Origin of the sequence: Enterococcus sp. DIV0574 (assembly GCF_051711125.1) — a bacterium.
In the GTDB taxonomy this organism is placed as follows: Bacteria; Bacillota; Bacilli; order Lactobacillales; family Enterococcaceae; genus Enterococcus_D; species Enterococcus_D gallinarum.
On the sequence record NZ_JBIOMA010000001.1, the window covers coordinates 690450 to 710519 of the forward strand.

Sequence of the window (20070 nt, forward strand, 5' to 3'; positions counted from 1 at the left end):
GTATTAAAAATGTTAAAAAAAAATAAAAAAGAGTGCTCCCGAAAGTTTGCAGACTGGGGGAACACTCGACAATAAAGTTCTGAGAAAACTTTATTTATAGATATTATATCAAAAAAGCAGGTGAAAAAATGTTGTCCTCTGGAAATGTTGTAGTCGACAAACTTAGAGAAATAAATTTAGATGGAAATGTAATTCCACATTCGTGGTACGGCCAATTAAGAAAAAAAACGAAAAAAGGTGTTGAGAAGCCCTATCTGAATGCAATAGTTATCTTAGCAGAAATTACTTACTGGTACAGACCCAAAAAAATTTTTAACGATGAGGGCCAGTTAATTGGATATAAAAAGAAATTTATTGAAGATATTTTGCAAAAATCATATAAGCAATTAAGCAAAAAAACAGGGTTATCAGAAAGAGCTATAAAAGATGCAATTGTGTACTTAGAGAAAAAGGGGATTATTAAAAGAGTTTTTAGAAATATTTACTATGAGCAGAGAGCAGTTACATTATCAAATGTTATGTACATTGTTTTAAATGTACATAAATTGATAGAAATTACTTTTCCTTCTTTAGATTGCGAAAAAAAGGAGTATGTGTCGAAAATTCGTCAGAGGGGGATCAAAAAAAAGAGATATGTCTCTTTAAAAAAAGGTAGAGGTATGTACAAATTCGTATATACGTATACAAAGACTACTTCACAGAACACATCAAAGACTACTCCCACCATAAAAGAAGAGGATATTAATATAAAGATAATTTACAGTAAGATTAGTGTTCTTTATGAAGCAAATAGCGAAGATGGTCGAAAATTATTTCAAGTGTATCACTATTTGAAAAACACTAATGTAGATATAAAAGATATCAGAAAAATCATTGAATTTTTATATGAAAATATCCAGTATATTAACGCTCAATGCATTACAACACAACATAAAGCATGCGTTTTTCAAGCGAAAACAGATGAAGGACTATTCGATTACACAAAATTTTTTCTACATGGACTTCAAATTAGATATAAAAATCAGCTTTTAGAAAATATAGAGACTACAGATCAATTCAATAAAGCATTCGGAATTAAAGAGTTACCTAAAATCTCTATGCATAATTGGTTAGAGGGAGAAAAAACATGATTAAAAATCGTCTAATAGATCAGATTTTGTGTCTTGATCAAAACACTGATACTCTCGAACTAATCGAGAGTATCTGCTTCAACACAGTAGTTCTCGATTTAAGATCTGAAAATGATAAATGTGTAACTCATATCATAATTGACAGAAAAACAGCTCAGAAACTCTCTGAGAGTCTCAGAAAATGGGCTGAGGGAGGTAACGATGAAAATAATTAAAAAAAAGATTGCTAATAGAAAAATAAATTGGTTGGCGGTTATTTTTCTTGTTCTAATAGCTATGATTCTTTTTAAGTGTGATGTTACTCACGCAAGTATTTTCAGCTGGTTTGATGATACTGAGAGTCAAACTGATTTTTTAACTAATCCACTCTATCAGAATTATCTAAAAAAATATAACGGAAATTTTTACAGTCAGTTTGGATTATGGATAGGATGGTCTGTTATAAAAGCAACGTTCGCTGTTGTCGATAGTATTCAAAATATGATTCCCAAGGTTTTAGATTTGTTTAGCTTTGTAGAAAGTACCGGATTGAATAAAGTCTATCAAGCAGTTTTAAGTACCATTGTTGTTGGCTTAATGGTACTTTCACTAGTGATTATTGGTTATAAAATGATTACAGGTAAAGGAACGGTTGATCTAAAATCTGTTGGAATGAATGTTGTAATGTCGATTGCATTAATTCTTTTAATGCCAACGATGATTTCTAGCGGTATTCAATTTTCCAAAATACTTTACAATGATGCTACTACGATTACAAATTCAGATGACGGAGTCGCTTGGTCATTGATAAAACAAGGAGTAACAGATTTGGCATATATTAATAAAACAGATCAGTACTCAAGCATTGATAAAACGGAGGATCGGAATAAGTTAACACGAAAAAATTTTCAACAGACGGATCTCACACAAGTGTTGACGGATAAAGTGATTGATAAATTGGAAAAAGAAAATCCAGTTGCGGATAATCTTCGCTATGAATTAGTTGAAAATTCTAATAATGAATTTGTTGCCACAAAGTTTTCTGATAACTTTTTATCAACATTTTCTGATAGCTTGAAATCAGGCTATTATCGCTATCAAGCAAATCTTTGGGGAATTTCGATTGGGTTGACAGCGTTGGCAATCGCATACGTGTTTAGCGCGTTTGTCATTATTACAGCAATACTAGAACTGGCATTTAAGCGTGTGTTAGGGGTTCTTGTTTTTGCATCAGATATTGAGACAGGACAGCGTTCAAAACAAGTTTTGTCAGATATTCTACAGTGTTATTTGACTGTCGGTTTTCAGGGATTTGGATTGTCTATGTTTGCAATGTTCATAAATTATCTAAACGCTGGCGAAGGTATCTCAACGAATATTTTTATAAAAACAATTGCTTATATCTGTGCCGTGTTCGTTCTAATAAAGGGTAGTGGAACAGTCATGCGTTACTTTGGCGTGGATATTGGTTTAAAAGAAGGCTATGGCCAGCTTGCTTCAGCATTTGGCATGGGCGCTATGCTGTTTAGAAAAGGATCAAATGGATTTAATCGAGCGAAAGGAAGTGGAAACGGAAATGGATCATACAGCAGGGAAGGAGAAGATCGAAAACCTGAAAAGAATTTCGGCGAAAGTTTATCAAAAAAAGCTGGCAAAACTGGAAGATTTTTGGGATATGCCCATGAACGTGGAATATCAGGTTTAGCTTCAGATGGAGCTACAATGGCTAGTGAAAGAGCAACAAAACCATTTAAGAGTATGCGTAATATGGCTAATGATACTAAGAATAAGTTCAAAGAAGGTTTAGATGATGGTACAGTGTCCGCTATTAATAAAAATAGCAAACCTATGTTAGCTAAAAATAAAGAAGATGAAACTGGAAAATACGCTGATTCCATGCCAACACGTCTTTCGGATAGAAAAGATGGTGCTAAGGTTGAAAATGCCGATAGAATTATGTCTAGTTCTGAACGTATGCGTGAAGCAATGAAAAATAATGCTGAATCGAATAATAATCCTGTAAGTGCAATTCAGCAAAAAGTTCAACAAGATATTGAAGAACGTAAAAATGCTATGCACGGTCAAGCTAAGTCTGCTGAAGAATTAATTAATCAGAAGCGACAAGAAGCTAAATACACGCCTGAAGCAATGAATCGTGAGGAAATGTTAAGGAAACGTGTAGAAGGGCGTACAGGAACTAATACGGACGAAAAAGAAGCGTTGACCAAAGAAAGAATCCAAGAAGCTAAAAACTCAAATACCGGATTAGAAAAATTGGTCAAAGAAAATCTACAAAATTCTACAAGTAGTCAAGGTGGTCGATCAGTAGATGTCCGAGAAAATATTCAAGGTTCATTGAATGGTCATGTCGGACGGAATGTTGATGTAAGAGAGAATTTACAAAGTTCTTCAAATGGTCAAGGTACTAAGACAATTGGTGTTCGAGAAAATCTGCAAAGTAGCAGTACAAGTCAACCAAAAACAGTAGATGTTCGAGAAAATGTACAAAATTCTACAAGTAGTCAAGGGTTTAAATCAGTGGATGTTCGAGAGAATGTGCAAGGTAGCAGTGCAAGTCAACCAAAAACAGTAGATGTCCGAGAAAATGTACAAAGTTCTACAAGTAGTCAAGGATTCAAAACAGTAGATGTTCGGGAGAACGTTCAAAAAGATAGTGGAGAAATGAAAGAAAAAACACAAAAAATCAATATCGTTGAAGACAGAAAGTCAGCGAAAAAATTTGATTCAAATCATGAAACAGTGATTATTGATAGTGAAATCCGTGAAAATGATAAGGGATCAAAACCAAGACGAAGATTCACTTATGAAGATAACGAGTTGTTCAGAGATACATTTAATGATCCTAATCCACTTTTCGATAGTCTATTAAAAAAATAAAGAGGTGATTGTCATGCAATTAATTCTGCAGATTAGTACGCATGATTTCTTAGAGCTTGACGAATTATGTGAATCAGTAAAGAACGCGACAAATGAAAAAATCACGGTCACTAATTATATTGAACTGATGATTCAAGAAGAATTGAAGATAAAACATGAGATAAAAAACAACCTGAAATATTGTTATCTAGAAAAAAGTTAAGAGAAAATCCATGAATTAAATGTTTTTTGAAAATAGTATTTGACATGGATTTATGATAAAGAATTATTGGGGATTAAGCTGTTATTCTCTTCCACTTCAGTGAAAGAATGGGTAAAAGAGTTAGAATATGTAGAGCAATATTGACAACATATAAAGGAGCTATTGTTTAAAATTGGAGTAACAAAAAAATAAAGAGAGGTTTACATCTGTCAGATTAAAAGTGATAGTATGCCCCATGAAACTTGCAAAAGAGTTGAACCGTTATACACTAGGTTCAACTCTTTTTATTTGTAAATTGAAAAAATATCACCGAAGTGACGAATGAAACTGTGACCAATGTAAACAAGAAAATAAATATTGTAAATAAAATAAAGTAATATAAAAAGATATTGATGAAGCCAATCAAAATTTAGAATTTCAAACGCTAGATAATCAAATAGATAAAAAAATGAAATCAGTTCTATGCGTACGACTAATAAAAATAATAAATTTTCAATAGAAGAAAATGGAAATGAAATCAAGTAATTATGAAAAAAAAAACAAAGCACTTAGAGAAGTCTGCAAGCAAATTTGAGTAATCGAGATCCATTTTTTTTAAGGAAGTTTAGCAAAAATATGTAATTCTATTGTCACTATTAAAGAGAAAGTTGGAGCGGAATATAAAGAAAAGAGAAAAGCAATTAAACTCAAAAAAATGTAGAACTTAAAAAATATAAAGAGGAACAACCGTTAAAATTAGGAATGGTGTAGTGTAAACATTATAATTGCTATGATATAAATGAAGTGTTAAAGAAAGCAAATTTAAACCAATTTTGTGAATAGAAAAGAGAATGGCAAGCTTTATTTTGCCACTCTTTTTTTGTGCGTAAAAGCCTTAGTCACTATGACCAAAACTATGGACGAAACTATGACCAAAAGTAGGTACTATATTATGACCGAAAATAGGTCGAAAATGGATTTTTTGTGATAGCAAAAAAATATGAAGTGATTTTGAAAGAAAACCAGTTGGCACAGCCAACTTAGCCACCTTCCTTTAGGAAGGTGCTATCAGTTTTCCCTTATGCTCTTTTCTTTCTTTTTTGTTTTATAGTTTAAATACCATTTTGAAATGTACCATCTTAAGAAATTTATCCTTGAAAACAATTGCGTTATTGGATAAAAAAATGCTAAATTATCTTAAAAAAGGAATCAAATATAATGAATTTAGTGGCTAGCATATCGTGTGATTAAGATACTTTATAGTGTAAGTTAAAGGAGAAAAAATATTTAAAATATTCTTCCCATTTCAGCGGGAAATAAAGGAATCTTGTTGTTTCTACTAGTAATGTATCTTTTTGGAAACTATGTAATGATGTAAGCAAGAATTTTTTCAGAAGAAAAAACGATAAAAGTTGTGATAAAAGATTAAAAAAATAGGAGAAAATCTATCAACCGTATGGTATGAAACGCACATTTAAAAAATATTCGACTAACTAAAAAAGTTTACAAAACATGGCCGTGTATTACAAGTAATCTATGCACTGAAAAATGATAGAGAGAATCTGACACGTCCGCAATAATGGACGATTTACAACGAAAAATTTATGCTTTAGTCGTTAAAACGACCGTTGCCATGTTTTTACCTGATTACTTGTATGAAGAAACCAAGATACAAACGAAAGTAGCTGATTTGCTGTTTCAATCGATCGGAAAGACACCAAAGCAAGAAGGGTGGAAAATTCTTTTCAAACAACAAACCAAAGAAGAAAAAGAGGACGTTCAAACGTTACCACTCGTTATCATTGGCGAACGTGCCGAAGTTGGTGTTAAGAGTGTTGAAAAAGAAACGCAACCGCCAAAAGCTTTTACAGAGGGTACATTATTAACTGCTATGAAAACGGCGAATAAAACGGTTGATGATGAAGAAGCAATCAAGATTTTACAAGAAGTTGAGGGGATTGGAACAGAAGCGACAAGAGCAAGTATTATTGAAGCGTTAAAACAAAAAGAATATATCCAAGTGATTAAGAATAAGCTTGTTGTAACTGAAAAAGGAAAATTATTGTGCCAGGCAGTTGAAAGTCAGCACCTTTTAACGAGTGCTGAAATGACGGCTAAATGGGAAACGTATTTAAAAAAAATCGGTAAAAGAGAAGGCAATCAAGAGAACTTTATTACGAATATCAAAAAATTCATTGTTCATTTACTGGAAGCTGTACCTAACGATATAGAAAAACTAAATTTTTCTGATTACCAGGAACAGAAAGAAAAAGAAGCAGAAAAAAGTATTGTAGGAAAATGTCCTAAGTGTGGCAACAATATTGTATTAAAAAAATCGTTTTATGGTTGTTCAAATTATCCTGAATGTAAGTTTACTTTAGCTGAACATTTTAGAAAGAAAAAACTAACCAAAACGAATGTAAAAGAATTACTGGAGGGAAAAGAAACCCTGGTAAAAGGAATCAAAAACAAAGAGAAAAAGCCCTACAATGCCGTTGTAAAAATTGGGGAAAAGGGATATATTGATTTTATATCTTTCTCAAAATAAACATAAAAGCCCTTTAAAGAGGGCTTTTATATATTAATCACAAATCACTTATCACAAATCACTTATCACAAATCACAAGTGATTTGTGATTGTTGATGATAAAATAAGAATAAGAAGAAATAGAAAGAAGTGAGTGATTGTGGGAAATTTAGGCGCACAAAAAGAAAAACGAAATGATACACCAATCAGTGCAAAAAAAGATATAATGGGAGATAAGACGGTTCGTGTTCGTGCTGACTTGCACCATATCATAAAAATCGAAACAGCAAAGAATGGCGGAAACGTAAAAGAAGTTATGGAAATAAGACTTAGAAGCAAACTTAAGAGTGTGTTGATAGTGCAGTATCTTAAAATTTTGTGTATAATAGGAATTGAAGTTAAATTAGATGCTAAAAATTTGTAATTAAGAAGGAGGGATTCGTCATGTTGGTATTCCAAATGCGTAATGTAGATAAAACATCTACTGTTTTGAAACAGACTAAAAACAGTGATTACGCAGATAAATAAATACGTTAGATTAATTCCTACCAGTGACTAATCTTATGACTTTTTAAACAGATAACTAAAATTACAAACAAATCGTTTAACTTCTGTATTTATTTACAGATGTAATCACTTCAGGAGTGATTACATGAACAAAAATATAAAATATTCTCAAAACTTTTTAACGAGTGAAAAAGTACTCAACCAAATAATAAAACAATTGAATTTAAAAGAAACCGATACCGTTTACGAAATTGGAACAGGTAAAGGGCATTTAACGACGAAACTGGCTAAAATAAGTAAACAGGTAACGTCTATTGAATTAGACAGTCATCTATTCAACTTATCGTCAGAAAAATTAAAACTGAACATTCGTGTCACTTTAATTCACCAAGATATTCTACAGTTTCAATTCCCTAACAAACAGAGGTATAAAATTGTTGGGAGTATTCCTTACCATTTAAGCACACAAATTATTAAAAAAGTGGTTTTTGAAAGCCATGCGTCTGACATCTATCTGATTGTTGAAGAAGGATTCTACAAGCGTACCTTGGATATTCACCGAACACTAGGGTTGCTCTTGCACACTCAAGTCTCGATTCAGCAATTGCTTAAGCTGCCAGCGGAATGCTTTCATCCTAAACCAAAAGTAAACAGTGTCTTAATAAAACTTACCCGCCATACCACAGATGTTCCAGATAAATATTGGAAGCTATATACGTACTTTGTTTCAAAATGGGTCAATCGAGAATATCGTCAACTGTTTACTAAAAATCAGTTTCATCAAGCAATGAAACACGCCAAAGTAAACAATTTAAGTACCGTTACTTATGAGCAAGTATTGTCTATTTTTAATAGTTATCTATTATTTAACGGGAGGAAATAATTCTATGAGTCGCTTTTTTAAATTTGGAAAGTTACACGTTACTAAAGGGAATGGAGATAAATTATTAGATATACTACTGACAGCTTCCAAGAAGCTAAAGAGGTCCCTAGCGCCTACGGGGAATTTGTATCGATAAGGGGTACAAATTCCCACTAAGCGCTCGGGACCCCTTGTAGGAAAATGTCCTAAGTGTGGCAACAATATTGTATTAAAAAAATCGTTTTATGGTTGTTCAAATTATCCTGAATGTAAGTTTACTTTAGCTGAACATTTTAGAAAGAAAAAACTAACCAAAACGAATGTAAAAGAATTACTGGAGGGAAAAGAAACCCTGGTAAAAGGAATCAAAAACAAAGAGAAAAAGCCCTACAATGCCGTTGTAAAAATTGGGGAAAAGGGATATATTGATTTTATCTCTTTTTCAAAATAAACATGGGGCTGACCCAAAAGTAGCTCCTATATGAAAAATAGAGGTCTTTCCATTTAGATAGTAGTGGAAAGACCTCTATTTATCTTTTGAAAGTGAATACAAAAATAAAGCACACTCTGCTATAATATAGGTGATTAATCCATTTGAGAGAGGTGCTTTATCATGTATCAAAATTATACCATAAACCAACTTTGTTTGCCTATAGATCTTGAAATTAAATTAGAAGAAAATGATTTTGCTCATGCCATTGTGCAGTTTGTTGACTCTATTCCCGATGAAGTCTTTCTTCCTTATTATCAATCTATGGGTAGACCCCAATATCATCCTCGTATGCTACTTTCCATTATTCTTTGTGCCTATATTCAAGGGGTTTATTCGGGCCGCCAAATACAAAATATGCTGATAGATAGTATTCGGATGCGCTACTTATCTCAAGAGCAATTCCCTAACTTTCGTACTATTAATCGTTTTCGCGTTCATCCGATTATGAACGATATTCTAGATCATTCATTTGTTCAATTTCGTGAGCTACTGGTTCAAAGTGGCTTAATCAGTGGCAGTGCTCTATACATTGATGGTACAAAAATTGAAGCGGATGCGAATAAATACTCTTTCGTTTGGAAAAAAAGTATTTTAAAGTATAAGGATAGCCTTGATCAAAAAGCCCTTGAAAACTACCAACAAATGGTGGAAACAAAAATCTTACCTGAGTTAATAGATGATTTAAAGGATGAACTTTCTATAGAAGAGATTGAAAGGATTCGTCAATCTTTGGAAGAAAAGGAAAATCAATTAATTGAAGCGATTGACCAAACCGAAACAGTAGAAGGGGGCTGACCCATTATTAATAAGGAGTGGACAACATGATTGATGTAAATGAGCTATTGGAAGAAGCTATTAGAGAAACTGAAAATCTAAATGATGGCGAAGTTTTTCTTGTTAAAGATTTATTCAAGGGATATGTGGGGAATAGGATACCCAGAAAGGATCGACTTCTGCTTGGAACGTTATTTTTAAACCATGTTAGCAAAATGAATGGTAATTTAAAGGCTATTGAAAAGACTTCATCTAATCAGCAGAGGTATAAAAAGACAATTGATAAGTTTTAACTATCTTTTGTGAAATTAAAAAAATTATAAATATGTTGAGTAGAAGCAAAAGATTTGGCTTGGAATTTTTACAGCAGTGAATCGATAAAAGGAGCATGCTTGATGGTAGATAATATTATTAAATCAGTAGCAGAGAAATTATCCTCTCTGTCTTATATAGAAGGTATTGTTTTAGGTGGTTCACGTGCAAGGGGCACCCATACAGAGGATTCGGATATAGATATCGGCATCTATTACAATTCAGAATCATTTGACATAAATACTATTAATCAATTCGCTACAAAGCTGGATGATGAGCATAGAAATAACCTTGTTGTACCTCCCGGAGCATGGGGTGATTGGATTAATGGCGGCGGATGGTTAGTCATAAACGGGTATCATGTGGATTTAATTTTACGTGATATTAAACGTGTGGAACAAATAATGAAAGATACAGAGCACGGAATTGTTACTGCCAATTATCAGACTGGGCATCCCCATGGTTATATTAGTGCAATGTATCGAGGAGAATTAGCGATTAGCAAAATACTATATGCTAAGAATGAAAGCTTATGCGAATTAAAAAAACAGGCAGAAACTTATCCCAATGCTTTGCAGAAAAGTTTAGTTAACTTTTTTATGTTTGAAGCAGGGTTCTCTTTAATGTTTGTAAAAGCAAATTCGGGAACAGACGATAAATATTATATTGCGGGTCATGTTTTTCGTATAGTTTCATGTTTAAATCAAGTGTTATTTGCATGTAATAATGCTTATTGTATCAACGAAAAGAAAGCTATAAAACTGCTTGAAACTTTTGAACATAAACCTGAAAAATATACCGAGAAGGTAAATCATATTTTTGAAGTACTCGGTATCTCACTTTTTGAATGCTACGACATGACCGAGAAGCTTTATAATGAAGTGAATGAAATTGTATCGGAGATAAATAACTTTTTAAACGAGGAGAGTTCAGATGAAAGAAAACAAATATGATGATAATATATTTTTTCAAAAATACAGTCAAATGAGTCGCTCGCAGAAAGGACTGGCTGGTGCGGGAGAATGGGAGACTTTGAAAAAGATGCTACCTGATTTTAAGGGTAAGCGTGTGCTTGATTTAGGATGCGGCTATGGATGGCACTGTATATATGCGATGGAAAACGGTGCTTCCTCTGTAGTAGGTGTTGATATTTCTCATAAAATGCTCGAAGTAGCAAAAGGAAAAACCCATTTTCCACAGATTGAATATGAATGCTGTGCCATAGAAGATGTGGATTTCCCAGAGGAGAGCTTTGATGTAATACTAAGTTCGCTTGCGTTTCATTATGTAGCAGACTATGAGAATTTAATAAAAAAGATATATAGGATGCTGAAGGCTGGTGGCAATTTAGTTTTTACAGTTGAACATCCTGTTTTTACTGCTCATGGAACACAAGACTGGTATTATAACGAAAAAGGAGAAATACTGCATTTCCCGGTGGACAATTATTATTATGAGGGCAAACGGACAGCTATGTTTTTGGAAGAAAAGGTTACAAAATATCATAGAACACTGACCACATATCTAAATACACTGCTTTCAAATAGTTTTATAATAAATCAGATTGTGGAGCCACAGCCGCCAGAGAACATGATGGATATTCCGGGGATGGCGGATGAAATGCGACGCCCAATGATGCTGATTGTATCGGCAAAAAAGAAGATGTAATAATATAGAAAAAATAAACGAGGAGTATGTAAATGAGATCAGAAAAAGAAATGATGGATTTAGTACTTTCTTTAGCAGAACAGGATGAACGTATTCGAATTGTGACCCTTGAGGGGTCACGCGCAAATATTAATATACCTAAAGATGAATTTCAGGATTATGATATTACATATTTTGTAAGTGATATAGAACCGTTTATATCTAATGATGACTGGCTTAATCAATTTGGGAATATAATAATGATGCAAAAGCCGGAGGATATGGAATTATTCCCACCTGAAGAAAAGGGATTTTCCTATCTTATGCTATTTGATGATTACAATAAAATTGATCTTACCTTATTGCCCTTGGAAGAGTTAGATAATTACCTAAAGGGCGATAAATTAATAAAGGTTCTAATTGATAAAGATTGTAGAATTAAAAGGGACATAGTTCCGACTGATATAGATTATCATGTAAGAAAGCCAAGCGCAAGGGAGTATGATGATTGCTGCAATGAATTTTGGAATGTAACACCTTATGTTATTAAAGGATTGTGCCGTAAGGAAATTTTATTTGCTATTGATCATTTTAATCAGATTGTTCGCCATGAGCTGCTGAGAATGATATCATGGAAGGTCGGCATCGAAACAGGCTTTAAATTAAGTGTAGGCAAGAACTATAAGTTTATTGAAAGGTATATATCCGAGGATTTGTGGGAGAAACTTTTGTCCACCTACCGGATGGATTCCTATGAAAACATATGGGAAGCATTATTTCTATGCCATCAATTGTTCAGGGCGGTATCCGGTGAGGTGGCGGAAAGGCTTCATTATGCCTATCCGGAGTATGATAGGAATATAACAAAATATACCAGGGACATGTATAAAAAATACACTGGTAAAACCGGCTGCCTGGATAGCACATATGCCGCTGATATAGAAGAGAGGCGGGAACAGTGATTACAGAAATGAAAGCAGGGCACCTGAAAGATATCGATAAACCCAGCGAACCATTTGAGGTGATAGGTAAGATTATACCGAGGTATGAAAACGAGAATTGGACCTTTACAGAATTACTCTATGAAGCGCCATATTTAAAAAGCTACCAAGACGAAGAGGATGAAGAGGATGAGGAGGCAGATTGCCTTGAATATATTGACAATACTGATAAGATAATATATCTTTACTACCAAGACGATAAATGCGTCGGAAAAGTTAAACTGCGAAAAAATTGGAACCGGTACGCTTATATAGAAGATATCGCCGTATGTAAGGATTTCAGGGGGCAAGGCATAGGCAGCGCGCTTATCAATATATCTATAGAATGGGCAAAGCATAAAAACTTGCATGGACTAATGCTTGAAACCCAGGACAATAACCTTATAGCTTGTAAATTCTATCATAATTGTGGTTTCAAAATCGGCTCCGTCGATACTATGTTATACGCCAACTTTGAAAACAACTTTGAAAAAGCTGTTTTCTGGTATTTAAGGTTTTAGAATGCAAGGAACAGTGAATTGGAGTTCGTCTTGTTATAATTAGCTTCTTGGGGTATCTTTAAATACTGTAGAAAAGAGGAAGGAAATAATAAATGGCTAAAATGAGAATATCACCGGAATTGAAAAAACTGATCGAAAAATACCGCTGCGTAAAAGATACGGAAGGAATGTCTCCTGCTAAGGTATATAAGCTGGTGGGAGAAAATGAAAACCTATATTTAAAAATGACGGACAGCCGGTATAAAGGGACCACCTATGATGTGGAACGGGAAAAGGACATGATGCTATGGCTGGAAGGAAAGCTGCCTGTTCCAAAGGTCCTGCACTTTGAACGGCATGATGGCTGGAGCAATCTGCTCATGAGTGAGGCCGATGGCGTCCTTTGCTCGGAAGAGTATGAAGATGAACAAAGCCCTGAAAAGATTATCGAGCTGTATGCGGAGTGCATCAGGCTCTTTCACTCCATCGACATATCGGATTGTCCCTATACGAATAGCTTAGACAGCCGCTTAGCCGAATTGGATTACTTACTGAATAACGATCTGGCCGATGTGGATTGCGAAAACTGGGAAGAAGACACTCCATTTAAAGATCCGCGCGAGCTGTATGATTTTTTAAAGACGGAAAAGCCCGAAGAGGAACTTGTCTTTTCCCACGGCGACCTGGGAGACAGCAACATCTTTGTGAAAGATGGCAAAGTAAGTGGCTTTATTGATCTTGGGAGAAGCGGCAGGGCGGACAAGTGGTATGACATTGCCTTCTGCGTCCGGTCGATCAGGGAGGATATCGGGGAAGAACAGTATGTCGAGCTATTTTTTGACTTACTGGGGATCAAGCCTGATTGGGAGAAAATAAAATATTATATTTTACTGGATGAATTGTTTTAGTACCTAGATTTAGATGTCTAAAAAGCTTTAACTACAAGCTTTTTAGACATCTAATCTTTTCTGAAGTACATCCGCAACTGTCCATACTCTGATGTTTTATATCTTTTCTAAAAGTTCGCTAGATAGAGTTCTATATTAGAGATGTAAAGAGTTTTGGTGAAGAGGTTTGTGAGTATGGCTTTTATAACCAGGGTGCAATGAGAAGCACTAACAGCAGCTAGCTTAAGAACGCATAGGATATACTTTTTATGGAAGTCACAGAGGAGGAATAAAATTTGAACAGGATTAACAGAGTAACCTCTATTCTTATTCAGCTGCAATCAAAAAAAATAATTCCTGCCAAAGAAATTGCACAGCGATTTAATATAAGCTTAAGGACAGTTTACAGAGATATCCGGACACTTGAAGAAGCCGGAATACCAATTGGATCTGAGGCCGGAAAAGGATATTTTCTTGTAGAGGGCTTCCTACTTCCGCCGGTAATGTTTACAGCGGCGGAAGTGGGTGCATTGATTACAGCAGGGAAATTTTTAAATTGCCATGGAGATGAATCATTTATAAAGGATTTTGATTCAGCTATGTATAAAATCAAATCTATTTTGAAGCATGGTGAAAAAAACTATGCACAGGAGTTGGAGAACAGTATTAACGTGTACAGCACATCTGGACAGAAAAATACATTGGCGGATAACGTTATTGCAGCAATTCAGACTGCAATCTGCAATAAAAGGGTAATATCAATTCAATATCCTGCATCAGGAGGGCAAGAACCGGAAAGCAGAATGATAGAGCCTATATCACTGGGGTTTTATGAACAGAACTGGTACTTAATCGGTTTTGCAGGCTAAGAAATGAATATAGGAATTTTCGTGTGGATCGGATTAAAAGCATTTGCATAGAAGAAGAGCTCTGTCAAAGCCATGATGGCTCTTTGGAACAAATATTAAAACAAATGCTTTCATATAAAAAACTATATAATGTAATTCTTAGAGCTGAAAAAGGGGAGACATACAATTCTATCAAGAACAGGTATTCTCTCGGCTTCCTTGAAGAAACCGATTTGGGAAGTAAAATGGAAATCGAATTCCAGACAGATTCCTTTGAGATATTGAGCAAGCAGCTGATTGAATATGGATCAGGCATTGAAATAGTCCAACCTTATTTATTAGTTACGGGGAAAGCAGGAATTGGGAAAAGTCATTTGTTAGCTGATTATGCTAAGAAATTTACTGGAAGAGGGCATTCAACTTTTTTATTCTTAGGGTCTTATTTTTATAAAAATGCTGATCCTGTCAGTCAAATTATGGAATCTTTAAGAATTCCTAATTCTTCTTTCAAGTCGGTTTTGGAGGAGCTTGAGAGAAAAAGCGTAGAGACTGGAAACCGATCAATAATTTTTATAGATGCTTTAAATGAAGGCGCAGGTTTAACTTTGTGGAAAGAGCGTCTAATAGGCTTCATAAAAGAAATTCAAGAATACCCAAATATAGGGATTGTTTTATCTATTAGAACTGAATATGAAATGACTATTCTTCCAGAAGATTTTAATAAATTAAATTTTAGTAAGTTGAAGCATACTGGTCTGGAAGGGACGGTTAATGATTCAATTAAAGCATTTTGCCAATACTATAAACTGGCGTATCCTACCGTACCCTCTTTTAATGAGGAATATAATAATCCGTTGTTTTTAAAAATGGTATGCCAGTTGCTCATAGATTCAAATATAAAGCAATTTACTTCAAATTTTTCAATAGAAACCATTATGAAACATTATCTAAATAAGTTAGAGTTGAATCTATCTGCAAAAGACCGAATGAACTTCGATCCTAAAAGAGGTATATTAAATGAATTAATACTGTCTATTTCAGAATTAAAAATTGAAAGTAAATGGTCAATGCTAGAATATAACACCGTGTACGACAAATTAATAACTGTTGGACATAAACTAGCTATTGATAGTCCCGGTATTTTACTTAAGGAATTAATTAATGAGGGACTACTACAAGTTATTGAAGCAGGCGAAGAAAAAATCTTTTTAGATTTCCAATTTGAAAAATTCAGTGATTTTTTTATTGCAGATTATATTTATCAAAAATATATAAGAACTAAAAAAATTGTAGATTTGGAAAGCGTTCCAGAATTAGCTTCATATTTTAAAGATGATTTAGCCTTACGCAATAATTATGGAGTATTGATTATGCTTTCCACCCTCATTGCAAATCATGAAAAAAAAGAAATATTTTCGTATTTTCCTAAATTAGGAATGAGTTATTTAATGTTTGAAATTATTTTTGATAGTTTTCCTTATAGAAATTCAAGTGCAATTTCATTTGAACTGGTAAAATTTATTGAAACTGATGTATCTATGATAAATGAGTTAATGATGTATTTTGTAACATCTCAATTTCAGTTATCAATAAATCACAATTCTCCTATCAATTCTAGATGGTTGCACAATTTTTTATTGAAAAAAAATCAGCAAGAAATTGATTTAGTTTGGACCATGAATATATCAAAGTATTATAGAACTTTTGTTGGTCAGTTTACAAAATGGTATAGAGAATTTTACGAATATACAAATAAAAAAGATGCTGAGTTAATATTACTTCAATTAGGATGGATACTTTCAAGTACTAATAGATATTACAGGGATCAGGCAACTCTTGCAATTGTTAAAATATTAAATTTTGATTCAGAATTGATAAAGTTTTTCATTTCGAGCTTTGTAAATGTAAAAGATCGATACGTTGTAGAGCGTGCTATGGCTGCTATATACGGAGCAACAATTAATTTAAATGATCCTAAGAAAATCGAAGAAGTATCAAAACAGGTTTATGATTCATTTTTCGATGTTGAAGATTTGATTCCCAATGTGTTAGCGAGGGATTATGGGCGTCAAATAATTAATTATGCTATCCATCATAATGCATTAAACGAAAAAGTAGATTTATCTAAAGTATTTCCCAAATATGAAGGTATTTGGGAATACGAAGAAGTGACTGATGAACATATTTTAGAGTTAAAAAAAATATATGAAAAACATTCTGGTTTTAGCAGTATCACACGTTCAATGATGACAAATTTTGGAAGAGCTAATGGAATGTATGGCGATTTTGGTAGATACACTTTTCAATCAGCTCTTTCTCCTTGGGAAGAACAATTTGATATACAAGATTTGAGTAATATCGTTGTTAAATTATGCTTAGATCTTGGCTATTCTCCGGAGTTGTTTTCTGAATTTGATACTCTGGATGGTCGTTACTTTGATAGATTTTCAAATAAAGAAGAACGAATTGGGAAAAAATATCAGTGGATTGCTTTTTATGAGATATTAGCAAATATCTCAGATAATTTTATTCCTTATAATCTTAAAGTCACTTTTGATGATGAATATAATCAATATATAAAACACAAGGATGAGTTGTGGATTTCTGCAATTACAAATAAAGATTTTTCAGGATTATATGAATATGAAGAGGAGCTGGACGAAAATGACCATATAATAAATATAGAAAGGGATTATCAAAAAAAATGGACTGTTAGTGACTCGTATATACGAAACATAGACGTATCAGTAACAGATGAAACACCTCCATTATCCAAAAAAAGAATATTTGATTTTTCTTTACCCGATTATTTAACTGATATTTGGATGAAAGAAAATATAGATGTAAAAATGCTTCGTTATTATATATCAACAGAATTTGAATCTGAAGAATACTATGCTTTGTCGTTTTATAATGATGATAGAAGACAAAAGGATGGTTCTCAAGGTTTTACACAGGATAAAACTGAAAATCTAACAATAATGGGAAGAGCAGTATTTGTTAAAAAATCTGAATTAAAAAAACTTCATCAAGAAGCCATGAATGATATTGGTAATGTCTCTTCACCAACTACTTACAATATTTTTTTAAGAGAATATTATTGGCATGAAGCATATATTAACTGGGAAAAAGAGAGAAGTGAGTACGATAAAAAAGTATATATACATTCAAGTCATTGCTATGGGTGGGAAAAAGCTGATCAATATACTTCACTAGATGAGGATAAAACTAATGAGTCTCTTTCTTTACTAATGCCAAGCAAAATTTTGGTAGATTTTGGACAGTTGAAAATGGATTCAGACTATAAATGGAAAAATGATAAGAATGAATGTGTTTGTTTTGATGGAAGATTTATTGGTGGAGAGAGAGTACTATTAGTAAAAAAGGATTTTATCGATGAGTTTTGTTTGAAAAATGAATACACAATTGTTTGGTTTTGTTATTATGATAAGATTGGACTAAATCAATACCATGATTCCCATTATTATTTTGTCAAAGAAGGTAATCAGTACATCTATTTTGAGCAAGACAACAAACATGGATATTATGATCGATAAAACCTATAATAAATGGAGAATATCAAGTATTTATTGTATCTCGCAATAGAAAACTTGTTATTAAAAATTTTAAAAAATATCCGTGCTTTTTAATTAAAACTAACTACAATTGTCAAAAATTAGCGAGATACAGAATTATTCATTATAAAAATAAATACTGTTATATCAACGTTGAGCACCTGTTAGAGCCACTAAGAAAAGCTAACTTTCTGCTGGAAGAGTCAGTTTGTTAAGAATTAAATCTTTGCTCGAAACGTTGATATTGTAGTACCTCGAATTTTTTATTCCCAGTTTTCTTAACGAATTGTGGTGTGACGTTAGCATAGATATTCATAGTAGATTTAATATTTTTAAAACCTAAACGTTTTTGTACTTCTTTTATTAAAGCCCCACTTTCAAACAATAAGCTACAGTGGGTGTGCCTAAATATATGTAGAGTGATTTGAAGTTCCATCGGTGTCCTTTTGTAAATCTATTCTAACCAATGTTTACTACTTGAGTATAGTGAAGCTTGTTTTAGTTTGTAGTGAATAAGAACTATCATGATGAATACGTATTATAGCCATATAGAATCATTATTTTCATTCTATTATCTGCCACAAGAAGTTTTTTGACTATTTAGAAATCAGATTATACATTCAAGTAATATTGCAAATTGAATCAATAAAAGAAGCGTTGAAGAAAATTTAATTTTTTCAACGCTTCTTTTTTTAGAAGATTTTAATGACCATATCAGCTTCATTTTCAGGTTTAGGTAATTCATGGAAGCATGTGTTTATAGTGCTTAATTGATCAACTAACCATGTTTTACTTTTTGACTCGTAGACAAATCTAAAATTAATATCATTGTTCTCGTGTTGAAGAGGTGTCTCCAAATAATCTGGTGAATATTCATAGTCAACGTAACCTGCTAATACAAAAGAGAGTAATCCATTATTTAGTGTCAGATTTAATGGATGGTCGTAAGCTTTTATTTTTTTTAACGTCATATTGTACATATCTTCAGCCATCAAAGTTGAGTTCGTGATTTCATCTTGGGTTTCATTAAAAAAATTATCCGAATAATCGCTTATTTTTGAAAAGTCTTTATTGGCACCAGCCTCAAAAAATTGTTCAACTTTTTTAGTATAAAGTTGTGCTAACGCTCCTTTTTCAATATTAACTTTGATATTTTCATGTCTATCAATTTGTGTGCTGTTCAGTAAGGGAAGATCAGCTTTTAGTTTAATATCGTCTTGATTTCTTTCAATTTCAATTGGCAAAATCTTTTCAGTAGATTCAGTTTCTGATAAAGGAACATCTAGTTTTTTATCATGATAATAAGCTTCAAATCCATCTGGAACCGGAAAAAAATGTATTGGGTAATTTTTTTCTGAGGTTGTTGTACTAGTTTCTGTACTTGTAGAACTTGTGTCAGAAGTGTTACACCCGCTTATAGTTCCGATGAGTAAAGCGTAGGTTAGAATGATTGCAAATTTCTTCAAAAAAATTCCTCCTTAAAATCGTACGTGGACTAATACTAGTCCCATTGTAGCATACCAAATCTTTAATATTAATAAGAAAAAGGACTAATTTTAGTCCAAAAGGTGTGCTATTCTTGAAAGAGGAAAGAATTAATGATAGAGAAAATGTAATCGGTAGCAATATTAGACGAATCCGATTAGAAAAAGGAATTGGTCAGACCGAGCTGATTAGAGACCTACAGCTCAAGAAAATCGCTATAACTAGGGAAACATTGGTTAAGATCGAAGGCGGCCGCCAACACATTAAGTTGGATCAATTGAGAGCTATTAGGGATGTTCTGCAGGTGTCTTATGAAGATTTGCTTCAATGACTACTTGTAGTCATTTCGTTTAAAATTATTATGGTACACCCTTATGTGTCACGAAGAAATACTGGTATAATAATGATTGATATGTGTAACGTTAGGGTATACTTGGATGTTACAGTTAGTCTGTTGTATACTAGCTTATTGAATATACTCGGGA

At 33.1% G+C, this 20070-nt stretch carries 14 protein-coding genes and 7 pseudogenes; 19 read left to right on the forward strand and 2 right to left on the reverse strand.

Features of this window, described 5'->3' with window-relative positions; genetic code table 11:
• Nucleotides 1–254 precede the first annotated feature (254 nt).
• The 18 genes and pseudogenes from IGJ45_RS03425 to IGJ45_RS03510 all read left to right on the forward strand — a co-directional run.
• Entirely contained in the window at nt 255–1130 is an 876-nt protein-coding gene (locus tag IGJ45_RS03425) for a hypothetical protein (RefSeq protein ID WP_047638996.1), read from the forward strand.
• Entirely contained in the window at nt 1127–1345 is a 219-nt protein-coding gene (locus tag IGJ45_RS03430) for a hypothetical protein (RefSeq protein ID WP_002332568.1), read from the forward strand. Before IGJ45_RS03425 ends, IGJ45_RS03430 begins: the two co-directional genes overlap by 4 nt.
• Nucleotides 1332–4007, forward strand: coding sequence for a pLS20_p028 family conjugation system transmembrane protein (locus IGJ45_RS03435; protein ID WP_010733557.1), 2676 nt, complete (start codon nt 1332–1334; stop codon nt 4005–4007). The genes IGJ45_RS03430 and IGJ45_RS03435 overlap by 14 nt, the downstream gene beginning before the upstream one ends.
• A gap of 13 nt (nt 4008–4020) precedes the next feature.
• Nucleotides 4021–4209 (forward strand): hypothetical protein, encoded by a 189-nt coding sequence (locus tag IGJ45_RS03440; RefSeq protein WP_010733556.1) that lies wholly within the window; start codon nt 4021–4023, stop codon nt 4207–4209.
• A 1552-nt stretch (nt 4210–5761) separates the two neighbouring features.
• Nucleotides 5762–6736 (forward strand): annotated as a pseudogene (locus IGJ45_RS03445) (DNA topoisomerase); the annotation flags it as partial.
• 205 nt (nt 6737–6941) lie between these two features.
• Nucleotides 6942–7111 (forward strand): annotated as a pseudogene (locus tag IGJ45_RS03450) (MLS leader peptide).
• 48 nt (nt 7112–7159) lie between these two features.
• Nucleotides 7160–7243 carry a 23S rRNA methyltransferase attenuation leader peptide gene (locus IGJ45_RS03455; RefSeq protein WP_001814874.1) on the forward strand — a complete coding sequence of 28 codons (84 nt, stop codon included), beginning with the start codon at nt 7160–7162 and terminating at the stop codon, nt 7241–7243.
• Between the two features lie 124 nt (nt 7244–7367).
• Nucleotides 7368–8105, forward strand: a complete 738-nt coding sequence (erm(B), locus tag IGJ45_RS03460) for a 23S rRNA (adenine(2058)-N(6))-methyltransferase Erm(B) (RefSeq protein ID WP_001038792.1) — start codon at nt 7368–7370, stop codon at nt 8103–8105.
• Between the two features lie 169 nt (nt 8106–8274).
• Nucleotides 8275–8535 (forward strand): annotated as a pseudogene (locus IGJ45_RS03465) (topoisomerase DNA-binding C4 zinc finger domain-containing protein); the annotation flags it as partial.
• Between the two features lie 162 nt (nt 8536–8697).
• Nucleotides 8698–9363, forward strand: a pseudogene (locus IGJ45_RS03470) (IS1182-like element IS1182 family transposase); the annotation flags it as partial.
• A gap of 35 nt (nt 9364–9398) precedes the next feature.
• Nucleotides 9399–9644 (forward strand): single-stranded DNA-binding protein, encoded by a 246-nt coding sequence (locus IGJ45_RS03475; RefSeq protein WP_000567888.1) that lies wholly within the window; start codon nt 9399–9401, stop codon nt 9642–9644.
• Between the two features lie 102 nt (nt 9645–9746).
• On the forward strand, nt 9747–10616 hold the full coding sequence (locus tag IGJ45_RS03480) for a nucleotidyltransferase domain-containing protein (protein ID WP_000228166.1): 870 nt from the start codon (nt 9747–9749) through the stop codon (nt 10614–10616).
• Complete coding sequence (locus IGJ45_RS03485) at nt 10597–11331, forward strand: class I SAM-dependent methyltransferase (protein ID WP_000662263.1); 735 nt, start codon at nt 10597–10599, stop codon at nt 11329–11331. The genes IGJ45_RS03480 and IGJ45_RS03485 overlap by 20 nt, the downstream gene beginning before the upstream one ends.
• Before the next feature lie 32 nt (nt 11332–11363).
• A complete protein-coding gene (locus tag IGJ45_RS03490; protein WP_001255866.1) occupies nt 11364–12272 on the forward strand; it encodes an aminoglycoside nucleotidyltransferase ANT(6)-Ia in 909 nt (302 codons plus the stop codon).
• On the forward strand, nt 12269–12811 hold the full coding sequence (gene sat4, locus IGJ45_RS03495) for a streptothricin N-acetyltransferase Sat4 (RefSeq protein WP_000627290.1): 543 nt from the start codon (nt 12269–12271) through the stop codon (nt 12809–12811). The genes IGJ45_RS03490 and sat4 overlap by 4 nt, the downstream gene beginning before the upstream one ends.
• A 92-nt stretch (nt 12812–12903) precedes the next feature.
• A complete protein-coding gene (aph(3')-IIIa, locus tag IGJ45_RS03500; protein ID WP_001096887.1) occupies nt 12904–13698 on the forward strand; it encodes an aminoglycoside O-phosphotransferase APH(3')-IIIa in 795 nt (264 codons plus the stop codon).
• Nucleotides 13699–13973: 275 nt separating this feature from the next.
• Nucleotides 13974–14135: pseudogene (locus tag IGJ45_RS03505) on the forward strand (helix-turn-helix transcriptional regulator); the annotation flags it as partial.
• A gap of 45 nt (nt 14136–14180) precedes the next feature.
• Nucleotides 14181–14857: pseudogene (locus IGJ45_RS03510) on the forward strand (helix-turn-helix transcriptional regulator); the annotation flags it as partial.
• Nucleotides 14858–18311: 3454 nt separating this feature from the next.
• Here the strand turns inward: IGJ45_RS03510 and IGJ45_RS03515 are convergent.
• Together IGJ45_RS03515 and IGJ45_RS03520 are read right to left on the reverse strand one after the other, a co-directional pair.
• Nucleotides 18312–18670 (reverse strand): annotated as a pseudogene (locus IGJ45_RS03515) (tyrosine-type recombinase/integrase); the annotation flags it as partial.
• Between the two features lie 122 nt (nt 18671–18792).
• Nucleotides 18793–19566: a hypothetical protein gene (locus IGJ45_RS03520; protein WP_010733551.1), complete on the reverse strand. Its 774-nt coding sequence runs from the start codon at nt 19564–19566 to the stop codon at nt 18793–18795.
• Nucleotides 19567–19670: 104 nt separating this feature from the next.
• On the opposite strand from IGJ45_RS03520, the gene IGJ45_RS03525 reads away from it, so the two are divergent.
• On the forward strand, nt 19671–19916 hold the full coding sequence (locus tag IGJ45_RS03525; protein ID WP_047638989.1) for a helix-turn-helix domain-containing protein: 246 nt from the start codon (nt 19671–19673) through the stop codon (nt 19914–19916).
• The last annotated feature ends 154 nt before the right edge of the window (nt 19917–20070 follow it).

Excerpts from the sequence above, each read along its gene's own strand:
- IGJ45_RS03430 (WP_002332568.1), top strand. The coding sequence starts at position 1,127 with ATGATTAAAAATCGTCTAATAGATCAGATTTTGTGTCTTGATCAAAAC.
- IGJ45_RS03435 (WP_010733557.1), top strand. The coding sequence starts at position 1,332 with ATGAAAATAATTAAAAAAAAGATTGCTAATAGAAAAATAAATTGGTTG.
- IGJ45_RS03440 (WP_010733556.1), top strand. The coding sequence starts at position 4,021 with ATGCAATTAATTCTGCAGATTAGTACGCATGATTTCTTAGAGCTTGAC.
- IGJ45_RS03455 (WP_001814874.1), top strand. The coding sequence starts at position 7,160 with ATGTTGGTATTCCAAATGCGTAATGTAGATAAAACATCTACTGTTTTG.
- IGJ45_RS03475 (WP_000567888.1), top strand. The coding sequence starts at position 9,399 with ATGATTGATGTAAATGAGCTATTGGAAGAAGCTATTAGAGAAACTGAA.
- IGJ45_RS03480 (WP_000228166.1), top strand. The coding sequence starts at position 9,747 with ATGGTAGATAATATTATTAAATCAGTAGCAGAGAAATTATCCTCTCTG.
- IGJ45_RS03485 (WP_000662263.1), top strand. The coding sequence starts at position 10,597 with ATGAAAGAAAACAAATATGATGATAATATATTTTTTCAAAAATACAGT.
- IGJ45_RS03490 (WP_001255866.1), top strand. The coding sequence starts at position 11,364 with ATGAGATCAGAAAAAGAAATGATGGATTTAGTACTTTCTTTAGCAGAA.